General features: G+C 68.1%; 18 protein-coding genes. 11 read left to right on the top strand and 7 right to left on the bottom strand.

Features of this window, described 5'->3' with window-relative positions:
* Together ACH34W_RS44890 and sodN are read right to left on the bottom strand one after the other, a co-directional pair.
* Window positions 1-480: a GNAT family N-acetyltransferase gene (locus ACH34W_RS44890; RefSeq protein WP_395967348.1), complete on the bottom strand. Its 480-nt coding sequence runs from the start codon at window positions 478-480 to the stop codon at window positions 1-3.
* Window positions 481-546: 66 nt separating this feature from the next.
* On the bottom strand, window positions 547-948 hold the full coding sequence (sodN, locus tag ACH34W_RS44885) for a superoxide dismutase, Ni (protein ID WP_392591179.1): 402 nt from the start codon (window positions 946-948) through the stop codon (window positions 547-549).
* A 208-nt stretch (window positions 949-1,156) separates the two neighbouring features.
* On the opposite strand from sodN, the gene sodX reads away from it, so the two are divergent.
* On the top strand, window positions 1,157-1,492 hold the full coding sequence (sodX, locus tag ACH34W_RS44880) for a nickel-type superoxide dismutase maturation protease (protein ID WP_395967347.1): 336 nt from the start codon (window positions 1,157-1,159) through the stop codon (window positions 1,490-1,492).
* Here the strand turns inward: sodX and ACH34W_RS44875 are convergent.
* Both ACH34W_RS44875 and ACH34W_RS44870 read right to left on the bottom strand, forming a co-directional pair.
* Entirely contained in the window at window positions 1,447-2,085 is a 639-nt protein-coding gene (locus tag ACH34W_RS44875) for a CGNR zinc finger domain-containing protein (protein WP_395967346.1), read from the bottom strand. The genes sodX and ACH34W_RS44875 overlap by 46 nt on opposite strands.
* A 278-nt stretch (window positions 2,086-2,363) precedes the next feature.
* Complete coding sequence (locus ACH34W_RS44870) at window positions 2,364-3,554, bottom strand: NADP-dependent malic enzyme (RefSeq protein ID WP_395967345.1); 1,191 nt, start codon at window positions 3,552-3,554, stop codon at window positions 2,364-2,366.
* A gap of 355 nt (window positions 3,555-3,909) precedes the next feature.
* On the opposite strand from ACH34W_RS44870, the gene ACH34W_RS44865 reads away from it, so the two are divergent.
* Genes ACH34W_RS44865 through ACH34W_RS44855 form a run of 3 tightly spaced genes read left to right on the top strand, consistent with a single transcriptional unit; the run spans window position 3,910 to window position 6,461 of the window.
* Window positions 3,910-4,764: an ABC transporter substrate-binding protein gene (locus tag ACH34W_RS44865; protein WP_395967344.1), complete on the top strand. Its 855-nt coding sequence runs from the start codon at window positions 3,910-3,912 to the stop codon at window positions 4,762-4,764.
* A gap of 10 nt (window positions 4,765-4,774) precedes the next feature.
* A complete protein-coding gene (locus ACH34W_RS44860) occupies window positions 4,775-5,623 on the top strand; it encodes an amino acid ABC transporter permease (RefSeq protein WP_395967343.1) in 849 nt (282 codons plus the stop codon).
* A gap of 4 nt (window positions 5,624-5,627) precedes the next feature.
* Window positions 5,628-6,461 (top strand): amino acid ABC transporter ATP-binding protein, encoded by an 834-nt coding sequence (locus tag ACH34W_RS44855; protein ID WP_395967342.1) that lies wholly within the window; start codon window positions 5,628-5,630, stop codon window positions 6,459-6,461.
* 58 nt (window positions 6,462-6,519) lie between these two features.
* On the opposite strand, the gene ACH34W_RS44850 is transcribed toward ACH34W_RS44855, so the two are convergent.
* The 3 genes from ACH34W_RS44850 to ACH34W_RS44840 all read right to left on the bottom strand — a co-directional run bounded on the left by ACH34W_RS44850 (window position 6,520) and on the right by ACH34W_RS44840 (window position 9,447).
* Entirely contained in the window at window positions 6,520-7,140 is a 621-nt protein-coding gene (locus ACH34W_RS44850; RefSeq protein ID WP_395967341.1) for an RICIN domain-containing protein, read from the bottom strand.
* Window positions 7,141-7,270: 130 nt separating this feature from the next.
* A complete protein-coding gene (locus ACH34W_RS44845; protein ID WP_395967340.1) occupies window positions 7,271-8,008 on the bottom strand; it encodes an MOSC domain-containing protein in 738 nt (245 codons plus the stop codon).
* Between the two features lie 23 nt (window positions 8,009-8,031).
* The gene (locus ACH34W_RS44840) at window positions 8,032-9,447 is read right to left on the bottom strand and encodes a PLP-dependent aminotransferase family protein (protein WP_395967339.1); all 1,416 of its coding nucleotides are present in this window, start codon (window positions 9,445-9,447) and stop codon (window positions 8,032-8,034) included.
* Window positions 9,448-9,793: 346 nt separating this feature from the next.
* Between ACH34W_RS44840 and ACH34W_RS44835 the strand changes: the two genes are divergently transcribed.
* The 7 genes from ACH34W_RS44835 to ACH34W_RS44805 all read left to right on the top strand — a co-directional run bounded on the left by ACH34W_RS44835 (window position 9,794) and on the right by ACH34W_RS44805 (window position 16,501).
* Window positions 9,794-10,504, top strand: a complete 711-nt coding sequence (locus ACH34W_RS44835; protein ID WP_395967338.1) for an iron-containing redox enzyme family protein — start codon at window positions 9,794-9,796, stop codon at window positions 10,502-10,504.
* Between the two features lie 137 nt (window positions 10,505-10,641).
* Window positions 10,642-11,343: a guanitoxin biosynthesis heme-dependent pre-guanitoxin N-hydroxylase GntA gene (gene gntA, locus ACH34W_RS44830; protein WP_395967337.1), complete on the top strand. Its 702-nt coding sequence runs from the start codon at window positions 10,642-10,644 to the stop codon at window positions 11,341-11,343.
* Window positions 11,340-12,104 carry an SDR family NAD(P)-dependent oxidoreductase gene (locus tag ACH34W_RS44825; protein ID WP_395967336.1) on the top strand — a complete coding sequence of 255 codons (765 nt, stop codon included), beginning with the start codon at window positions 11,340-11,342 and terminating at the stop codon, window positions 12,102-12,104. The genes gntA and ACH34W_RS44825 overlap by 4 nt, the downstream gene beginning before the upstream one ends.
* Window positions 12,101-13,147, top strand: coding sequence for a hypothetical protein (locus ACH34W_RS44820; RefSeq protein WP_395967335.1), 1,047 nt, complete (start codon window positions 12,101-12,103; stop codon window positions 13,145-13,147). Before ACH34W_RS44825 ends, ACH34W_RS44820 begins: the two co-directional genes overlap by 4 nt.
* Before the next feature lie 12 nt (window positions 13,148-13,159).
* The gene (locus tag ACH34W_RS44815) at window positions 13,160-13,948 is read left to right on the top strand and encodes a GNAT family N-acetyltransferase (RefSeq protein WP_395967334.1); all 789 of its coding nucleotides are present in this window, start codon (window positions 13,160-13,162) and stop codon (window positions 13,946-13,948) included.
* Window positions 13,945-15,231, top strand: a complete 1,287-nt coding sequence (locus ACH34W_RS44810) for an ATP-grasp domain-containing protein (protein ID WP_395967333.1) — start codon at window positions 13,945-13,947, stop codon at window positions 15,229-15,231. The genes ACH34W_RS44815 and ACH34W_RS44810 overlap by 4 nt, the downstream gene beginning before the upstream one ends.
* The gene (locus tag ACH34W_RS44805) at window positions 15,224-16,501 is read left to right on the top strand and encodes an acetyl-CoA carboxylase biotin carboxylase subunit family protein (RefSeq protein ID WP_395967332.1); all 1,278 of its coding nucleotides are present in this window, start codon (window positions 15,224-15,226) and stop codon (window positions 16,499-16,501) included. Before ACH34W_RS44810 ends, ACH34W_RS44805 begins: the two co-directional genes overlap by 8 nt.
* Window position 16,502: the final 1 nt, after the last annotated feature.

Genomic DNA, 16,502 nt, shown 5'->3' with positions numbered 1-16,502 from the left:
TCAGTTGCGCTCTGCGGTGCCGAGCGCCCGCAGCGGCTCGCCGGTCAGCCGGTGGACGGTCCACTCGTCCTGCGGCGCCGCGCCCAGCGACTTGTAGAACCCGATGGCCGGCGTGTTCCAGTCGAGCACCGACCATTCGACTCGCCCGTATCCGCGCTCCACGGCGATGCGGGCGAGTTCGGTCAGGAGGGCCTTCCCGTACCCGTGCCCGCGCACATCGGGGCTGACGTAGAGGTCTTCGAGGTAGATGCCGTGCTTGCCGAGCCATGTAGAGAACGACAGGAACCACAAGGCGAAACCCACGACCTCGCCCTCGTGCTCGGCGACATGCGCGAAGGCCTTCGGCTCGGCGGCGAAGAGGTTGCTCCGCAGGTCAGCCTCGGTCGCCTTCACCTCGTCCGCAGCACGCTCGTAGGTCGCGAGCTCGCGCACGAGCCGCAGGATGGTGGGGACATCGTCAGGAGTCGCAGCCCGAATCATGCCTGACAGGCTAGCGACTCCCGACGAGTCCTTTTTACGGCGAGTTGAGCAGGTGTTCCCGGATGGTCAAGCCTGCTTGGTCTCCCAGAAAATCTTGTCGATCTCGGCGATCTTGCCCAGCAGGTCCTCCGCGACCTTGACGTCGAGGCTGCCCTTGGTGCCGCTCGCGCCGGCGAGCTTGGTGGCCTCGTTGAACAGCTGGTGCAGCTGCGGGTACTTCTCGAAGTGCGGCGGCTTGAAGTAGTCGGTCCAGAGCACCCAGAGGTGCTCCTTGACCAGTTCGGAGCGCTGCTCCTTGATCTGGATCGCCCGGGCCCGGAAGGCCGGGTCCTCGTTGGCGGCGTACTTCTCGATGATCGCCTTGACGGACTCTGCCTCGATGCGTGCCTGCGCCGGGTCATAAACCCCGCACGGCAGGTCGCAGTGCGCGGAGACCGTTGTCTTCGGACGCAGAAGGTTGACGAGCACCTGCGTTTCCCTTCCCTCGTATCGGATCATGCTCAGGCCACCGACATTACTCTTGTGGCCTGGAGGGCGTATGGGCAGGGCGCTCGGTCTTTGGGCCTAGGACCCGAACCCGCGGTCGTCCCATGTGGGGGCCCTCACCGGCCTGTTGTATCCGCGAATGCGGAAGGCATGCGGGCAAGCCGGCAAATCCGAGGTCATGGGGGGAGCGGTGATTCGCATTCCGTGGCGCGTCGTCGCGGTGACCGGGGACTCGATGGCGCCCGCGTTGCGTCCGGGCGACGCGCTGGTCGTGCGGCGCGGCGGCCGGGTGACGGCCGGCGACCTCGTGGTGGCGCGCCATCCGGAACAGCCGGACACGCTGACCGTGAAGCGCGCCACATTCCGGGACGGCGACGGCTGGTGGCTGGAGAGCGACAACCAGCGGGCGCGCGGTCGCCGTGACAGCTGGAACTGGGGTGCGGTGCCCGACGAACTCGTGATCGGACGGGTGGTCGCGTGTTACTGGCCGCCGTCGCGGGTCTCGGTCTTCCGCCCGTCCTGCTGAGCGGCCCGCCGCTGGGCCGGCACCGCCGTGTCGATCAATCCGGGGTCGATCGTCGCCCGGGCGCTCGTACGGGACGGATGGTGGGCCGCCGCCACGCTCGGCCGTCCGGCGCAGCGGTCCGAGCAGTAACGCTGGGACTTGTTGGCCGTCGTGTCGAAGAACACCCGCTCGCAGTCGTCGGCACGGCAGATCCCGAGCCGGTCGAGCCCGCGGTCGCTCACCTTGATGGCCAGCCCCATGGCAGCCCACGCGGCGTACCGGTCCTGGATCGAGCCGCCCTCGTTCAGATGCAGGTGCCAGCGATGTCCGTCGTGGGCGGAGAGCTGCGGATGGACCGGATGGTGCATCAACAGCGAGTTGAGCCGTTCGATCGCGTCCTCCTCGTCACCGGCCACCGCGGAGACGAAGATGGCGCGAAGCTGGGCGCGCAGTTCGCGCATGGCGTCGAGGTCGCGGTGTGCGACCCGGCCGCCCAGATGGGGCCGGATCACCAGCAGCTCCCGCAGCGCGTCGAGGTCACGCAGATTGTCCGCCTGCGAGTCTTGCGTGTTCACGAGTTCGATCGCCAGGTCTGCGTAAGAGGCGAGGTCCACGTTCGCTCCTGACGGAGTCGACCTGATCGTGCGAATCGTAGGTGTCATTCCCCCTTGTCGAGTATTACACCTCCGCCCACCCGGAGAACGAAGTGGTCTACTCGGAATATGAAATATTGTGCGGCTCCCGAGAGCATTTACCGACAAATTGATCGCGACGTACCCGACATGACGGAATTTTCACGCTCGTCACGCATGCCTAGCAGACGATCACGGCCCGTGACCCCAGCCTAGGGATCACGGGCCGTTCACTCAGATCAGATGTACGGACGTCCAGATCAGATGCGACTGACGCCATCAGCACGCGCCTGCGCGGCCACGGCTGCGGTGACGGCGGGCGCGACGCGCTCGTCGAACGGGCTCGGGACGACGTAGTCGGGGGACAGGTCGTCGCTCACGATGTCGGCGATCGCGGTGGCCGCCGCGAGCTTCATGTTCTCGGTGATGGAGTGTGCCCGCACCTCGAAGGCGCCCTTGAAGATGCCCGGGAACGCGAGCACGTTGTTGATCTGGTTGGGGAAGTCGCTGCGGCCGGTGGCGACCACCTTGGCGTGCCGGCGCGCGACCTCGGGTTGCACCTCGGGAGTGGGGTTGGACAACGCGAAGACGATCGCGGTGTCCGACATCGTGGCGATGCACGACTCGTGCACGGTGCTCCCGGACAGGCCGATGAACACGTCGGCGCCGCGCAGCGCCTCCTCGGTGGAACCCTTGAGATGCGATCGGTTGGTGATCGCGGCGATCCGCTGCTTGATCGGGTTGAGGCCGTCCCGGCCCTCGTAGATGAGGCCCTTGCTGTCGGACAGCGCGATGTCGCCGATGCCGGCGTTGATCAGGATCTGGGAGACCGCGATGCCCGAGGCGCCCGCCCCGGCGACCACGGCGCGCAGATCCGACAGCGGCTTGCCGATCAGCCGCGCCGCGTTCGTCAGCGCCGCCAGCACCACGATGGCGGTGCCGTGCTGGTCGTCGTGGAAGACCGGGATGTCGAGCGCTTCCCGCAGCCGGTCCTCGATCTCGAAGCAGCGCGGCGCGCTGATGTCCTCCAGATTGATGCCGCCGAAGCTCGGCGCCATCCGGATCACGGTGTCGACGATCTCGTCGACGTCGGTCGTGCTCAGTGCGATCGGCACCGAGTCCACCCCGGCGAACTCCTTGAACAGCAGCGACTTGCCCTCCATGACCGGCATGGAGGCGGCGGGGCCGATGTCGCCCAGACCCAGCACGGCGGTGCCGTCGGTGACGACCGCCACGACCTTCGAGGTCCAGGTGTAGTCGTAGGCCAGCTCCGGGTGGTCGGCGATGGCCGTGCACACCCGCGCGACCCCGGGCGTGTACGCCAGGGACAGATCGTCCTTGTTGCGCACCGGGATGGTCGAGCGGACCTCGAGCTTGCCGCCGCGGTGCAGCGGGAAGGCCGGATCGTCGTCATAGGAGAGTGGTTCGTTGGGAATGGGCTCAGCAGCCACAGCGACCCCTGTCAGAGAATGGGTTTTGCGGGCGATGCCGCCGCGTAGGTGCGGTCTGGTAGCCGTCACCGTGTTGGGCATCTCGCGACGTACGGGGGTCACCCGTTGTCCGATTGTGCCACACCTGACCGCGCCCAACCTTGAACTGTGAGGTGGCGGCCATCACCAAGACGTCACAGCGTGATACCTATCTTACGCGGCGCGTTCGTATGACGGTGATCTTCCCAATCGGGGTTGCAGTGTTGTCCGATTGTTTCGGAGCCTTAATCCAGATAGTGCCTGGTGTAGGCCAAAATGTGCCATTGACCTCCGGATCTGCGAAGGTCCGACCTAGATTCGAACTGGAGGGGGACCCGTGATCACTGGTTCTCTGCGCCGTGGCGTTGTCGCGACGGCCGCGCTTGCCCTGACCGGTCTCCTGGCGCTGAGCGCCTGTGGCGAGTCAGCTGACAAGCAGGGAGATGGAGACAAGGCAGGCGGCGCCGCCGCCTTCAAGCCGGTCAAGGCCGGCAAGCTCTCGGTCTGCACCAACCTGCCGTACCCGCCGTTCCAGTTCGACCAGGGCGGCAAGACGGTCGGCTTCGACGTTTCCATGATCGACCTGGTGGCGAAGAAGCTCAACGTGACCCAGGAGATCGTCAACATCGACTTCGCCGCCATCAAGGGCGGCTCGGCCCTCAACGCGGGCCGCTGTGACCTGGCCGCCGCGGGCATGACCATCACCGACGAGCGCAAGGCGAGCCTGGACTTCTCCCGGCCCTACTACCCCGAGGTCATCACCCTGCTGACCAAGAAGGGGGTCACGGCCAAGACGGTCGACGACGTCAAGTCGCAGAACCTCAAGCTGGGCGTCCAGGCCGACACCACCAGCCTGGAGATGGCCAAGACCAAGGGCATCAAGCCCAGGGAGTACAAGGACTCCGAGAAGCAGCGCCTGGCGCTCGTCTCCGGCCAGATCGACGCCGTCCTGCAGGACACCCCGGTCGTCAACGAGTGGCTGAAGAAGAGCGACGTCTCCTCGAAGTTCACCGTCGCGGCGGAGCTCCCGACCGGCGCCCAGTACGGCTTCGCCGTCAAGAAGGGCGGCAACCCGGTGCTGCTCAAGACCATCAACGACACGATCACCGAGACCGTGAACAGCGGCGAGTGGGCCAAGCTGTACAAGCAGTGGGTCGGGTCCGAGCCGAAGTCCAAGCCCGCAGAGAGCTGATGACGTCGCAATGACGACAACCGTGCAAGAGCCTGGTCCTGCGGGGAAGACCCCCCGCAGGACCGGGCTCAGCCCTCGCCGCAAGCGCCAGATAAGCCTCTACATCCAGTACGCGGTCTTCGTCCTGGTCGTCATTGGTGTGATCTTCGGGGCCGACTGGTCCGCGATCAACACGTACTTCCTCGACTTCGACAAGCTCGACGGCCGGTGGGGGAGCCTGTTCGGCACCGCGCTGATCAACACCATCCTCTACACCCTCGCCGCCTACGTGGTCGGCCTGGCGGTCGGCCTGGTCATCGGCCTCATGCGGTTGTCGTCGGTGCTGCCGTACCGGTGGTTCGCCCTGGTCTTCATCGAGATCTTCCGGGGCCTGCCGGCGCTGCTGATCCTGCTGCTGGTCGGTTTCGGTGTCCCGATCGCGTTTCCCGACATGGCCAACCCGCCGGGCGGCGTGTTCTTCAGCGTCTCCGTCGGACTCGGCCTGGTCGCCGCCGCCTACATGGCGGAGACGATCAGGGCGGGCATCCAGGCCGTGCCCAAGGGGCAGCTGGAGGCCGCGCGTTCGCTCGGCATGTCACGGACCCGCGCGATGATCTCGATCATCATTCCGCAGGCGCTGCGGATCGTGATCCCGCCGATGACCAACGAGCTGGTGCTGCTCTTCAAGGACTCCTCGCTGGTCTTCGTGCTCGGCTTCACCGCCGACCAGTACGACCTGACCAAGTTCGGCGAGAGCCTGTCCAACACCGTCGCCAACACCACGCCCTACATCGCCGCCGGCGCCGCGTACCTGACCATCACGATCCCGCTGGGCTTCCTGGTGCGCCGCCTGGAATCACGGCAGGCAAAGGCACGGTGACCCGATGAACCACATGGTGGAGATCCGCGACCTGCACAAGTCGTTCGGTGACAACGAGGTCCTCAAAGGCATCGACTTCACCGTCGAGCGCGGAGAGGTCATCTGCATCATCGGCCCGTCCGGCTCGGGAAAGTCCACGCTGCTGCGCTGCGTCAATCTGCTGGAGGAGCCCACCGGCGGGAAGGTCTTCGTCGAAGGCGAGGAACTCACCGACCCCGACGTCGACATCGACGCCGCACGCCGCAAGGTCGGCATGGTCTTCCAGCAGTTCAACCTGTTCCCGCATCTGAAGGTGCTCGACAACGTCACGATCGCGCAGCGCCGGGTGCTCAAGCGTGGCAAGAGCGAGGCGGTGAAGACCGCGCGGGCCAACCTGGAACGTGTGGGGCTCGCCGAGAAAGCCGACAGCTTCCCGGCCCAGCTTTCCGGCGGGCAGCAGCAGCGGGTCGCCATCGCCCGGGCCCTGGCCATGGACCCGGCGCTGATGTTGTTCGACGAGCCCACCTCGGCACTCGACCCGGAACTGGTCGGGGACGTGCTCACGGTCATGCGCAAGCTCGCGCAGGACGGCATGACCATGCTCGTGGTCACCCACGAGATGGCGTTCGCCCGCGAAGTGGCCGACCACGTCGTCTTCATGGACGGCGGCGTGATCGTCGAGCAGGGCCCGCCGGACCAGGTCATCGGTGAACCGCAGCACGAGCGCACCAAGCTGTTCCTGCGCCGCGTCCTCGACCCCACTCACGTGGAGGTCGGCGAGGCGGTCGACTACGAACGGCCCAAGGGCCTGTCGCCCGGCGAAGCCCCCGGAGGGATCCCCAAACCGACCGGCTTCTGAGCGCCCAAGCAGCGGACGGGACGGTCCGCGCCCCGGAGCCGGGGCGCGGACCGTTCCGCTATCGGATATCGAACTTCTGATCCTTGGCCTTGCTGCATCGCCAGAGGATCGCGGGGGCGTTGTTCGATTTCCAGCCACCCCGGATGGAGAGGCACAGGCCGCGGCCGGGCCGAGAGTACGGCCGAATCTCGCATTTCGTGTTCCCCTTGCCGCCGCAGGTGATCCAGAACATCTGGTCCTGGGCGCGGTTACAGCTCCATACGACGGGCTGAACACCCTTCTTGTACTTCCCACCTGGAACCGACAGGCACAGCCCGGCTCGGTGCTGGGGGCGGAGCGTGTAAGTGGGCAGCGGGGCACTGACCGGGACGAGCTCCCATTTCTGGTTGCCTCGCCCGACGCAGGTGTACTGGTTCAACTTGGCGCCTCTGCCGCCTGCGCCATGGACGGTGAGGCACTTGTTGGAGACGTGCTTCGGCATGATGCGACGGACGCCAGGGGCCTTGATTCCCTTGGTGGTGGGCTCACCGACGGTGGCAGGGATCGGCGCGGGCGGGGTCTGCGCGACGGCGTCGGACCAAGCAACTGGAGAGAAGGTCGCGGCGGCGAGCACGGCCATTCCGATGGCCGCGCTCTTGCCTGCTCTGCCGCCGGGCAGACTCTTGATGACGTGTCGCACCTTGTGCCTCGTTTCTCTCTCGATTCGGATGGGTGAAGAGAAACAGGTGCGCGTCTTCCTGGCGTCGTCGGAACGTCGTTCAAACGTCTCCCGGGCAGGTCAGAAGGTGGTGAGCGGGGTTCCGAGCACGTCACGAGGCAGGGGCGGTTGATTCTGCTAGGGCGGGGGCGGCGGTCTTTGCCTTGCCGCCCAGGGAGATGGTGCCCTGGCGGGTGATGGTGGCGTAGACGCCTAGGGTGGCGGCGGCTTGGGTGGTGATGGCGCGGAGGATGGCGCGGTCGGTCGGGAGGCCCTCTTGGGGTTGGGTGACCATGACGCAGCGGCGGCAGGCGCCGGTGATGTGGATTTGGGCTTCGCCTAGGTCTAGATGGCCCTCGATGTCGTCTGGGGCTTCCAGGACGATGTTGGGGCGGAAGCGGCGTACCTCCCAGGCGCCTTCGGGGTGCCATTGGCGGGCCTTGCGGAGAGTGCTGCGGGTGAGGAGGTGGAGGGGGGACTCGTCCACGAAGCCCCAGGGTGGGAGCTCGAAGGTGGAGCCGTTGTCCTCCTCGACCTGGGCGTTCTGGGTGGGGGTGCGGAGGAGGTGGACGGGGCGTTCCAGCCAGGCGCTCAGTACCAGGTCGACGGCGGGGTCTGAGCTGTGGACGCGTCTTGTGGGGAGGACTATTTCGGCGCCGTTGTTTCGGAGGCGTGCGCGGGCGCGTAGGAGGGTGGGGAGGCGCTTGGCCGTGAGGACCTTGCCGGTCCGGGCGTCCAGCAGGGCGAAGGCACGGTCGCCGATGACGCCCTGGGGGCCGAGTTCGAGTTTGGTCACTCGCTGGCCGCCCAAGGACTTCACCGGATAACGCCATAGTTCCGAAATCAGCACGCGTTCGAGCGTGCCAACGGGGGTCAGACGGTGTGTAGGTCCAATCGGGAGGGCTTGGACCGGTCGTTGTCGGCCAGGGCCAGGCGTCTCACCCCTTCGATCAGGGTCTCGGGCGGGTGGACGTAGGGGATGCGCAGGTAGTTCTCCAGCGTTCCGCCTATGCCGAAGCGGGGGCCCGCGGGGATCCGCACGCCGTGGGCGGCGGCGGCGCGGGAGAGGCGGGTGCTCTCCGGGCGGCCGATGTCCGCCCATAGGACGAGCCCGCCGGTGGGCTCGGCGAAGGACCAGCCGGGGAGGCGGTCGCGCAGGGCGTTGATCAGTGTTCGGCGCTGCTCGGTCAGGACTCGGCGGCGGGTGACGACGAGGTCGTCGTAGGACTCGAAGACCCGCGCGGCGATGTACTGCTGGACGATGGCGTTGCCTGCGTCCAGCGACTCCCGTACCCGGGCGAGCCGGTCGATCAGCGCGGCGGTGGTGCGGATCCAGCCGACGCGCAGGCCGCCCCAGCAGACCTTGCTCATGGAGCCGACGGTGATGATGCGGGACGGGTTGCCGTGCGCGGTGAGGGGGAGGGGCAGGCGGCCCGGTTCGGCGCTCAGTTCGGAGACGGTGTCCTCCACGACGAGACGGGTGCCCGCCTCGCGTGCGGCCACCGCGATCGCACGGCGGGCCTGGGCGGGCATCACCTGCCCGGTCGGGTTGTGGAAGTCCGGCATCAGGTAGCCGAGGACGGGGCGGGCGCGGTGCAGGGTCGTCCTGATCATGTCGACGTCCCAGCCGTCCACGCCGACGGAGACTGCGACAGGGCGCCCGCCGGCGTGGCGGATCGCGTTGTGGACCGTGGGATGCACGGGGGACTCCATGAGAACGCGGTCGCCCTTGCTCACCAGGAGCCGGAGCAGCAGGGTCCACGCCTGCTGGGCGCCGCCGGTCACCATGATCTCTTCGGGCAGGGTGGGCAGGCCCCCGCGCGTGTACCGGTCGGCGATGGCCTTCCGGAGGGAGGGGATGCCGGTGAGGTCGTAGCCGGGCTGGTCGGTGTGGCGGGCCAGCTCCGGTGCCGTCTCGACCATGGTCTGGGTCAGCAGCGGCTCCGGCGCGGGCAGGCAGGCCATGGCGAAGTCGATCTCCGCGGGCGCGGCGTCCGGTGCCCAGGTGATGCCGCGGGGCGTGTCAGCCCGGGGTGGCAGCGAGACGTAGCTGCCGGCGCCGCGGCGGCTGTGCAGGTAGCCCTCGGTGCGCAGCATGCCGTACGCCGCCGCCACCGAGTTGCGGCTCACGCCCAGGTATTTGGCGAGGGCGCGTTCGGCCGGGATGCGGGTGTCGGGCTGTAGGCGTCCATCGGTGATGACGTAGCGGATCGCCGCGGCCAGTTCCTCGTAGATGACACCTTCGCGGGACCAGGGGCCAAGGATCCTGGCGAGTTGTTCGGCGTTCACAGAGTTAAACGATCGGTTAACTCTAGAATAGGTCATGGATTCACGTTTCCCGTTCCTGGGAGCTTCGGTCATCTCTCCGCCCCTTGTGGGGGTCGAGGGTTTTTCATCCGAAGCACGGTCATGCTCCTGAGATGGTCATGGTGGCAGTCAGGTTCGCAACAAACAAGCCACCCGGCCGCTCACTCGCCTCGACGTATCAGGTCAGGCGCCCTGCGGCCAGAAGCGGCCATATCCCGTTCGGCCCGAGGGTGCCAAGCGTTTCGGATTGGCTCTTTGCCCAGCCGCGTGGGCTCCCCAAGGATGCGTATCACGACCTGACATAGGTAGAACGCAAGGGGAGCACAACGTGGCAAAGCTGGATCGGGAACGCCTGCAGAAACTCGCTCAGGAAAGCGTCGAGCGGCAGTTCGACCGCGTACCCAAGATGCGGGAGTTCCACACGGGGGAATGGACGGACCGGGAGTATTTCGTCCGGCACAAGACCGAGACCGTGCTCCGGATCCGCCTCAACAACGAGGTCGACTCGTACGCGCTGTTCAAGGTGGGCTCCAAGGACGACGCCCTCGCCGCCAAGCTGGCGCAGTACCTGGCCGAGGAGTACGGCCACGAGAACATGTTCACCCGCGACCTGGTCAAGTTCGGGCTGACGCTGGACGAGCTCAACGCCACCCCGGTGTTCCCGTCGACCGCCAAGCTGATGGGGTACCTGCGGCTCGCCGCCGACTCCCGCGGCCCGGCGCCGACCACGGTCTGGGACTGGTTCGTCGAGTGGTACTCCGACCGCTACAACCAGATCATCCTCAACAAGGCCACCGAGGAGTTCGGCAAGGAGTACACCCGGGGTTCCCAGACCCACCTGGACTTCGACGAGGACCACGACCACGACGAGCTGATGTTCAAGACCGTCTCGCTCGCCGTCGAGGGCTTCGGCAGCGCCGAGGAGGCCTACCAGGACCTGGTGACCTACATCGACCTGATCGGCGACTACTTCGCGGAGCTGTACGAGGCGACCGTCGGCCGGCGGGCGGAGGCCACGCCCGAACTGGCCGAGGTCTGACACTGGTCGATCGGCCGTGGCCGCAGCGGGGGGCCACGGCCGATCTCTTTGCTGACTGAAGACCAGACACCGACAGGACACAGCGTTACCAGACAGGACTCAGTGTGAGCACAGCACCAACGACGGGGGCGTCGTCCGTGCCTGACAGCATCCGGCAAAACGACGTGCGGCAAGCACTCATCGACAAGGTGACCGGGGACTCGTTCCCCTGCGTCGCGGGCAAGACCGCCGCGCGGCGCGGAACCATCGTGCATCGGCACTACGGCGTGATGGGGGACGAGGGCACCACCGAGGCCCTGCACGCGGATCTGGCCGGGTTCGCCGCCGCCAAGGACGAGATCGATCTTCTGCTGGCGTCCTTCGTGGCGACCTTCTACGGCCCGGGAGGGCTGACCGAGGAAGAGTTCGACGAGGTTCTCTGGCACCAGTTGCAGCGCCTTCATGATCTCGATTCGGCGCGATTCGGCTGGTCTGAACGGGTGGATTCGGATCCGTCTTCACCGAACTTCGGGTTCAGTGCGGGTGGTCATCCGTTCTTCGTGGTCGGACTCCATCCACAATCATCGCGCGTCAGCCGGCGTTTCGAACGACCGGCATTGGCATTCAATTCACATGTCCAGTTCGACCGCCTCAAACAACGCGGTATTTATCCACGGCTCCAACGCGAGACACGTGCACGGGAGATGACATTGCAAGGCTCATTGAATCCCAATCTCGCGGAGTTCGGAGAGGCGTCAGAAGCCGTTCAGTATTCCGGCCTTGCGGTGGACGCCACCTGGAAATGCCCCTTTCGGCCGCACGCCGCCGAGCCGGCGGCCGGTGAAGGGAGCATCCGATGACGGCGTCATGGGCGGTGGTCACCGGCGCCTCCTCGGGCATCGGCTGGGCCATCGTGGAGCACCTGCTCAAGGACGGTCACCACGTCGCAGCGTGGGCGCGCCGCGGCGACCGGCTGGCCGAACTTGTGGAACGTTACGGCGCTGACCGTGTCCGGCCGTCCCAGGTGGACGTGCGGGACGCGACCGCGGTCCGGGCGGCGGTCGCCGACCTGACCGCGAACGGTGCGGGGATCGAACTCCTCGTCAACAACGCCGGGTTGTCCCTGGGTCTCGGCCCGCTGGACGACGGAGACGCGGGCGACTGGCACACGATGGTGCAGACCAACATCGAGGGCCTGCTCGCCTGCACGCAGGCCGTGATCCCGGGCATGCGCGCCGCCGGGCGCGGTCACATCGTCAACATCGGGTCGCTGGCCGCCGAGTACCCGTTCATGGGCGGCAACGTCTACGCCGGCACCAAGGCGTTCGTCCACCATCTGACCGCCAACCTGCGGGTCGACCTGCACGGCAGCGGTGTCCGCGTCACCTGCGTGGCACCCGGCATGGTGCGCAGCGAGTTCGCGATGGTCCGCTTCGGCGGAGACCGGGAACGCGCCGACGCACTGTACGAGGGCATCGAGCCGCTCACCGCCGACGACGTGGCGGACGCGGTCGTCTGGGCGCACCGCTGCCCGGCGAACGTGAACGTCAACTACATCGAGCTCATGTCGCTCGACCAGCCGTACGGCCTCGCCCTGACCTCACGGAAGGACGCCAGATGACCGGCCTCGTCAGCTCCTACAACGACTTCGACCCGCTGGAGGAGATCGTCGTCGGGACGGCGAACGCCTACCACCTGCCGCCGGTGGACATCTCCCTCCGGCACTTCTTCCAGCTCGACGGCCCCGGCGCTGAGCCCGTGGACGCCGAACGCGTGGACACCGCCCGTCTCGCCCGTGTGATCGAGGAGACCGAGGAGGACCTGGCGGCGTTCACCGCCGCCCTCACCGGGCTGGGCGTGCGCGTCCGGCGGCCCGAACCCGCCGGGCTGGGCGAACGCCTGGCGCAGCCCGGCTGGGAGGCCGAGGCCAACCACGCGCTCATGCCGCGCGACTGCCTGCTGGTGGTCGGCTCCACGGTCGTGGAGGCGCCGATGCCGGTGCGGGCCCGCTACGCCGAGACCTTCCCGTACCGCGGCCTGCTCACCGAGTACTTCGACGCCGGCGCGCGCTGGCTCGCCGCGCCGCGGCCGCGGCTGCCCGAGGACACCTATCGCTTCACCCCGGACGGTCCCGTCCTCGCCGAGAACGAGCCGCTCTTCGACGGCGCCAACGTCATCAGGTGCGGCGCGGACCTGTTCTTCAACGTCAGCAACACGGGCAACCGGCTCGGCGCGCGCTGGCTCGCCCGCGCCGTCGGCGACGACTACACGGTCCACGAGATCTCGATCTGTGACGACCATGTCGGTACCACGCTGCACCTGCTGCGGCCCGGCCTGCTCCTCGCCAACGCGGGGCGGCTCCGCCAGGAGGACATCCCGGCGCCGCTGCGGTCGTGGAAGACGCTCTGGTTCGACGACCCCGCCGACGACGGCTACGGCCTGGACTGGGCACGGGCCTCGACTTGGATCGGGATGAACATCGTGTCGGTGGACCGGGAGACCGTGATCGTCCCGGCTGCGCAGAACGGGCTGGTCCGGCAGCTGGAGAAGGAAGGCTTCACCGTCGTCCCGGTGCCCTACCGCCATGGCCGCACGTTCGGCGGCGGCTTCCACTGCTGCAGCCTCGATGTCCGGCGCCGTGGCTCCCTCGAGTCGTACCTGTAGGGGGCCATGCTCATGATTCGCCAGAGGAACATCGATCTTGTGCTGAGCCGTGGCGGGCCGGACGTCGTCGACGTGCGGTTCCGGCCGGCCACGGCGGCCGACGTGGATCGTGTGCACGAACTGTCCCGGCCGTTCATGGCGTCGGGCGCGCTCATCACCCGTGACCGGCAGTTCTTCGACGAGCGTGTCGAGGAGCTCTTCGTCCTGGAGGTCGGCGAGACCCTCGCTGGCTGCGCCGGGCTCAGCCGGGTCGGCGACATCACCGAGATCTTCAACGTGGCCGTCGCGCCGCAGTGGCAAGGGCTCGGCATGGGCCGGATCCTGCTGGCCTGCATGATCGGTGCCGCACGCCGGGCGGGCTACACCGAGGTCGTGCTGTTCTCGCGCACGACGACGCGGTGGTTCGCCCGGCAGGGGTTCGTGCCCGCGGACCCGGCCACGCTGCCGAGCGACCGGGTGGCCCTGCTCGACGCGTCCCGCGGCTCGACGATGTTGCGCCGCACGATTCCGCCGATCGGCTCGGGCGAGGTGCTGGAGGCGCTCACGCCGCCGCGCGTGCGCTTCGCCCGGTCCGGTGACGAGTACGAGTGGGACTGGGAGCACGACTCGCTGCTGCGGTTCGCCGAGCACCACGACGTCGAGGTCGAGTCGTTGTGCTGGGCCGGGGTCTGCGGCACCTGCGCCACCGGGCTCAAACAGGGCTCGGTCGTCTATCACATGGCTCCGGAGGAGGAGCCCGAGAACGGGGAGATCTTGCTGTGCGTCTCGCAGCCCGCGACGGATCTGGTGATCGACCGATGACGGCCGGGAAACGGGAGGGCCGCGTCCTGGTGGTGGAGCCCACCGCGTCCTGCCACGGCATCCTGCATCGCGCGCGGGAACTGGGCCTGGAGACGATCGTGGTCTCCCATGACGACGGTGACCGGAAGTTGGCGGACGGGGTGCGCGAGCTCGCCGACAGGCTGGTGGTCCTCGATGCCAACGACGAGGAACTGCTGACCGAGACGGTGCTGCGGCTGCACGGCGAACGCCCGCTGACCGCGCTGATCCCGGGCTTCGAGTTCTATGTGGAGATCGTGGCACGACTGGCCGACCGCCTCGGGCTGCCGGGACTGCGCATCACGGCTGTCGACGGGCTGCGCGACAAAGCACTGATGCGCGCCAGGGCGGCTGCGGCGGGCCTGCGCGTGCCGCGGCTGACCACGATTTCTTCTGCGGCCGGGCTCGCGGACGCCGCCGCGGAAGTGGGCTTCCCGCTGGTGCTCAAGCCGCGCGACTCGGCCGGCAGCGTGCACGTCTCACGGGCCGACGACCTGGCCGGGCTGCAGCAGGCGTACGACTGGATGCTCACCGATCCCCGGACCGACCTGGGGCGCGGCATGGACGGCCGGGCGGTCGTGGAGGAGTACCTCGACGGCCCCGAGCTCACCGTCGAGGGGTACGTGGCGGACGGCACAGTCGTGATCGTTTCGGTCACCGGCAAGTTCCTCGGGCCGGAGCCCACGTTCGTCGAGACGGGCCACATCGCGCAGGCCGACCTGCCGCGCGGCACCCGGGACGCGGTCGAGACGTACGTCCGAGACCTGTGCGCGGCTCTCGACCTGACGCTCGGCCCGTTCCACTGCGAGCTGCGGCTCGTGGACGGCGAGCCGGTCCTCATCGAGATCGGGGCGCGGCTGCCCGGCGGCCACATCGTCGACCTGGTCGAGATCGTCACCGGGATCTCGCTGCCGGCCGTCATGCTGGCCGCCTACACCGGCCTCGATCTCGGCACGGTCGCACCGCCGAGGGCGCCGCGCGCCAAGTACGCGGGCATCGCGCTGCTGATCGCACCCGGTGTGGAGACGGTCGGCGCGGTGTCCGGATGGGACAGGTGGCAGGTCGGCGGCGACATCCTGGAGGCGGAGCTGTACGTGGCGCCCGGGGATCCGGTGCCGCCCCTGGAGGACTTCCGTTCCCGGCTGGGACATGTGATCTACACGTCCGATTCGCATGCCGAGGCGGTCGCGCGCTTTCACGAGATCACTGAGTCGGTCCGCATCACGGAGTCGGTCCGGGCCAGGGGGGTGGGCGACGATGCCTAGATATCTCGTCCTCAACCGGTTTGACGACGAGTTCGGGGAGTACCACCGGTTCGTTCCGACGAAGGACCACCGGCTCGCCTACATCACGCTGCGGCACGGGTTGCCGATCCTCAACACCGAGGGTGCCCTGGACACGGTGGTGGTGGACGATCTCGGGTTCGAGACCGTGCTGCCGGTGGCGCGGCGGCTCAGCGCGGCCCTCGGCCCGTTCGATGGGGTGGTCGGCCTGTCGGAACGCGACGTGCTGACGGCCGCCCGCCTCCGGACCGAGCTGGGGCTCCCGGGCTGGACGCCGGAGTTCGTCAACGCGTTCCGGGACAAGCCGCGGATGAAGGAGATCATCGGCGCGGCGGGCCTCCCCGTGCCGCGGTTCCGGACCCTCGACGAGGACACGACCGCCGAGCAGGTGGTCGCTGACCTCGGCCTGCCGGTCATCCTCAAGCCGCGCGACGGCGCCGGTTCCAAGGGCGTGGTGCTGGCACACACCGTGGCCGGGCTGGCGGAGGCGCTGGCATCTACGCGTTCCTCACAAGCATCCCCGGGCGGTCACGAGTGCGAGGAGTACGTGGCGGGCGACATCTTCCATGTCGACGGGATCCGGCGCGGCGGGCTCTTCCACTTCGTGAGCGCGTCGGTCTACGTCAACACCTGCCTGGACTTCATGGACGGCGTCCCGCTCGGGTCCCTGCTGCTGGACGAGGGGCGCCTGCGAGACCGGCTGATCGCCTTCGCGTCGCGCTGCCTGGACGCGCTCGGCCTGCGGGACGGCCCGTTCCACCTTGAGGTCTTCGGGCGGCCGGACGGCGAACTGGTCTTCCTGGAGATCGGCCTGCGGCCCGGTGGCGCCGAGGTCGCGTTCATCCACCGCGATCTGTTCGGGATCGACCTGTTCGGCGAGGCGTTCCGGGCGACGCTCGGCCTCCCGCCGCTCACCCCGCGCGAGGCGTTCCGTCCGACCGGGGCGGGCGGCTGGGTCAGCGTGCCCGAGCCCAGGCCGCTGCCGAGCCGCGTTCTGTCGCGCACCCCGCTGGTGGGCGTCGTGCCCGAGGTGTACGCCGAGGTGCTGCCGGACGTCGGTTCGATCTTCGACGGTACGGGCGGTTACGACCACATCGGCGGGCGGTTCCGGCTGCGCGGCTCCGGCCAGGACGCGGTGCGGCGCGCCGTTCTGGAGGTCATGGCCCGGTACGAGCTGATCGCCGAGCCCATCGGGCGCGCGGGCTGCGCGACCTGGGGACGGATGCCCGCGCACCAGCCGAAGGGAGGCTGAC

Origin of the sequence: Actinomadura sp. 6N118 (assembly GCF_044326415.1) — a bacterium.
GTDB lineage: Bacteria > Actinomycetota > Actinomycetes > Streptosporangiales > Streptosporangiaceae > Spirillospora.
This window is presented reverse-complemented; position numbering and strand designations above follow the sequence as displayed.